A 3636-nucleotide genomic window follows, 5' to 3' on the forward strand; every position below is an offset into this window, starting at 1 on the left:
GAGATGGTCGCCGGCCAAAAGCGAAACGGGGAAAAGCGCGCAATTCCCGCCGTTTGCTTCACCGAGCCGGAACTCGTCACCGCTGGTCTTTCGCCGGAAGAGGCCAGGGCTCTGGGCGGCGAGATCAAGATCGGCATGTTCCCGTTCGCCGCCAACGGCCGGGCGATGACGAAGCTGGGCGAAGACGGCTTCGTCCGCGTGGTGGCGCGGGCGGACAACCATCTGGTGCTCGGCATCCAGGCGGTCGGGCAGGGCGTGTCGGAACTGGCGGCGGCTTTTGGCCTGGCGCTGGAGATGGGCGCCAGGCTGGAGGACATTGCCGGCACCATCCATGCCCATCCGACGCAAGGCGAGGGATTCCAGGAAGCGGCGCTCAAGGCGCTGGGGCACGCGCTGCATGTTTGATTCGTGACAGTGCAAAGGCGGTGATGCTGGCGGGACACTCGCCCCCCTCTGTCCTGCCGGACATCTCCCCCTCAAGGGGGGAGATCAGCAGTTTCGGGCAACCCGCCTCTTCCAAGACTTTGAAAATTGGCGAAATCTAAGATGACAGCCTATCTCCCCCCTAGAGGGGGAGATGCCCGGCAGGGCAGAGGGGGGCAGCCTCTCACAAGAGAGAGACGCTGATCACCCCGCCAGCCGGCTCACCATCTCATGCTGCGCATAGGCGCGGCCGAAGCGGTTGGCCAGAAACGCGTCGAGCGCGATGTCTTCCTGCTTGATGAAGCCCGTGGCCGGCAGGCTGCCGTCGGCGAGCATGTCGAGCACGGCGCAGATGCCGGACGCCGTGGTGATCTGGATGGCGCTGCGCACCTGATCGCCGATGCGCCTGGAGTAGATCTTGTTGGCGTAGGTCTCCTGCAGCAGGCGGCCGTTCTTGCGGCCGGAGACGGTGACGAAGACGATGACCACGTCCTGCAGCGTCGCCGGCAGCGCGCTCTCGAAAATGTCTTTCAGCACGTCACGGCGGTGGCGCAGGCCGAGATCGTTGAGCAGCGCCTTCATGATCGCGGCGTGGCCGGGATAGCGGATGGTGCGGTAGTTCAGCGTGCGCACTCTGCCCTTCAGCGTCTCGGCCAGCGTGCCAAGGCCGCCGGAGGTGTTGAACGCTTCGTAGGTGACGCCGTCGAGCGAGAACTCCTCGCGCTCTTCCAGTGGCGGCACCTCGACCAGCTCGCCTTCGACGATCGCCTCGCAGGGCTCGCAATATTCGTTGATGACGCCGTCGGTGCTCCAGGTCAGATTGTAGTTCAGTGCATTGGAGGGATATTGCGGCAGGGCGCCGACGCGCATGCGCACGCTCTCCAGCGAATCGAACCGGCTGGCGAGATCGTTGGCGACGATCGAGATGAAGCCCGGCGCCAGGCCGCATTGCGGAATGAAGGCGCTTCTGCCCGAAACCGCCAGTTCCTTGACGCGGCGGGTCGAGACGACATCCTCGGTCAGGTCGAGATAGTGCACGCCGGCACAGGCCGCCGCTTCGGCGATGCGGGTGGTCAGATGGAAGGGAGCGGCGCTGAGCACCGCGAATTTGCCGGCGAGTGCGGCTTCAAGCGTGCCGGATGCTTCGATGTCGAGCTCAAGCGTCGCAACCGTGGCCGGCAGTTCGGCAGCAGCGAACTGTGCTGCCGAGCGGTCGACGAGCGTGACCTGATAATCCCCCTTGGCGGCGAGCATCTCGGCAATGGTCGAGCCGATCTTTCCGGCGCCGACAACGACAATTTTCTTCATGGCCGATCCCTCACTGATTGTGAGCCCAGATTCGCAGCTTGCCCGTCGAATGGAAGCGTGGTTTGGTTCGAAACGAAACCGTTGATTGGACAGTCTGCCGGGAAGAATCGTCGAAATGCTCAGTGACGCCGAACAGGCCCTGCTTTCCCTGCTGCGCGAGAATGCGCGCGCCTCGACCGCCGAGCTGGCGCGGCGGCTTGGCGTCTCGCGGACCACGGTGCAGAGCCGGATCGAACGGCTGGAGCAGCGCGGCATCATATCAGGCTATGGTGTGCGACTGGCGCCGGACTATGAGCAGGGGCTGGTGCGGGCGCATGTACTGCTCACCGTGACGCCCAAGCTCGCCGACAAGGTGGTGCGCGGCATGCGCGCCCTGACGACGGTCCGGACGCTGCATTCGGTCAGCGGCAATTTCGACATGATCGTCATCGTCGACGCACCATCGATCCGCGACCTCGACATGCTGCTCGACCAGATCGGCGCCATGGACGGGGTCGAGCGGACCCTGTCGTCGATCATCCTGTCGACGCGGATCGATCGGTGAAGCTGCTGGTCTCCCCCCTCGAGGGGGAGATGGCCGGCAGGCCAGAGGGGGTCGGTTCGACCGGATGCGACCTCCTTTCGACAGATGGGCGTTAGCGCTTCACGCGAGGCGACCCCCTCTGTCGCCTGCGGCGACATCTCCCCCTCAAGGGGGGAGAAAACTCACCGCCACCTCAAGCCCAGGGCGACAATCCTCAAGCGTGATCGATGCGCCATGCAGATCGGCAATCGCTCGCACAAGGCTGAGACCCAGCCCGCTGCCCCATGTCGACCGGCTATGGTCCAGCCGATAAAGCCGCTGAAACACTTTTTCATGTTCGTCGGCGGGAATGCCGGGACCGTTGTCGGCGACGCCGGCAACGACGCGTTCGTCCTGGCGCCCCACCGACAGCTTTATCGTCGTGCCCGATGGACAATGGCGCAGCGCGTTCTCGACCAGATTGGCGAACATCTGCGTCAACAGCTCGCGATCGCCATGGATCCGGTCCGTCGTTTCCGGTGGTTGCGCCAACGACAGCGACTTTCCGTCGTCCTCGGCAACATCGGCATAGATCTCGGCGATGGTCTGCAGCACCTCGCCCAGATCGACATCGGTGAACCGCGCCCGGCGGGCGCCGGCTTCGATCTGCGCGATGCGCAGCAGCGCATCGAAGGTCTCGTTGATCTGCAGGCTTTCGGCATGCGCCTCGGCCAGTTCGCGGGCGACCTTTTGACCTGACAGGTTCTTTTCGGACGCGGTGTCGAGGATCATCTGCAGCCGGTTGAGCGGCGTCTTCAGGTCGTGGGCGATGTTGGCGCTGACCTGTTTCATGCCTTCGACCAGTGCCGACAGGCGGTCGAGCGCGGCATTGACCTGGCTGGAGACGATGTCGATGTCGTCGCCCTTGCCGGTCAGCGGAATGCGGGTGTCCAGCCGTCCATGCGAGACATCCACCATGGTGGCGGCAATGCCGTCGAGACGGCGCTGGACCCGCGAGGCCAGCAGGGCGCCGCCGGCGACCGCCAGCCCGGTGATGATCAGGGTTCCCCAGCCAAAGCTCATCAGCACGATCCTCTCCAGCTCCTCCGTCTCGGAAAGGCTGAAGGCGACGGTCAGGGTGTTGCCGCCGACGGGGCCGGAATAGGCGCGGTACTCGGCGCCGGGCGGCACGCCGGGCATTTCGGTGTCGAACATCGAGAAACCGTCGGGAAGCCCTGCCGCGGTGAAGTTGCCGGCCAGGCGATTGCCCGTCGCGTCGGTCAGCGAAAACAGCTGCTCCTTTTTGAGGCTGCGCAGGGAGTGGCTGCCGACGGTCTCAACCAGCTCCTTGAGATCGTTCTCGGCATAGGTCGCGGCGACGACCGCGTAGGTCTCCTTGATGG

3 protein-coding genes and 1 pseudogene are annotated in these 3636 nt (G+C 64.7%); 2 read left to right on the forward strand and 2 right to left on the reverse strand.

Translation table 11 applies throughout. The annotated features are described in order from the left end of the window. Positions 1 to 405: pseudogene (locus EN964_RS28675) on the forward strand (dihydrolipoyl dehydrogenase); the annotation flags it as partial. Positions 406 to 627: 222 nt separating this feature from the next. Here the strand turns inward: EN964_RS28675 and EN964_RS28685 are convergent. After that, positions 628 to 1731, reverse strand: a complete 1104-nt coding sequence (locus tag EN964_RS28685) for a saccharopine dehydrogenase family protein (protein WP_127268447.1) — start codon at positions 1729 to 1731, stop codon at positions 628 to 630. Between the two features lie 115 nt (positions 1732 to 1846). Here EN964_RS28685 and EN964_RS28690 point away from each other — a divergent pair, with 115 nt between their 5' ends. Then, entirely contained in the window at positions 1847 to 2275 is a 429-nt protein-coding gene (locus EN964_RS28690) for an Lrp/AsnC family transcriptional regulator (protein WP_127268446.1), read from the forward strand. Between the two features lie 144 nt (positions 2276 to 2419). On the opposite strand, the gene EN964_RS28695 is transcribed toward EN964_RS28690, so the two are convergent. Then, positions 2420 to 3636, reverse strand: a 1217-nt coding sequence (locus EN964_RS28695) for a sensor histidine kinase KdpD (RefSeq protein ID WP_164776053.1), incomplete at its 5' end; no start/stop codon positions are given.

Origin of the sequence: Mesorhizobium sp. M7A.F.Ca.CA.001.10.2.1 (genome assembly GCF_003998575.1) — a bacterium.
GTDB lineage: Bacteria > Pseudomonadota > Alphaproteobacteria > Rhizobiales > Rhizobiaceae > Mesorhizobium.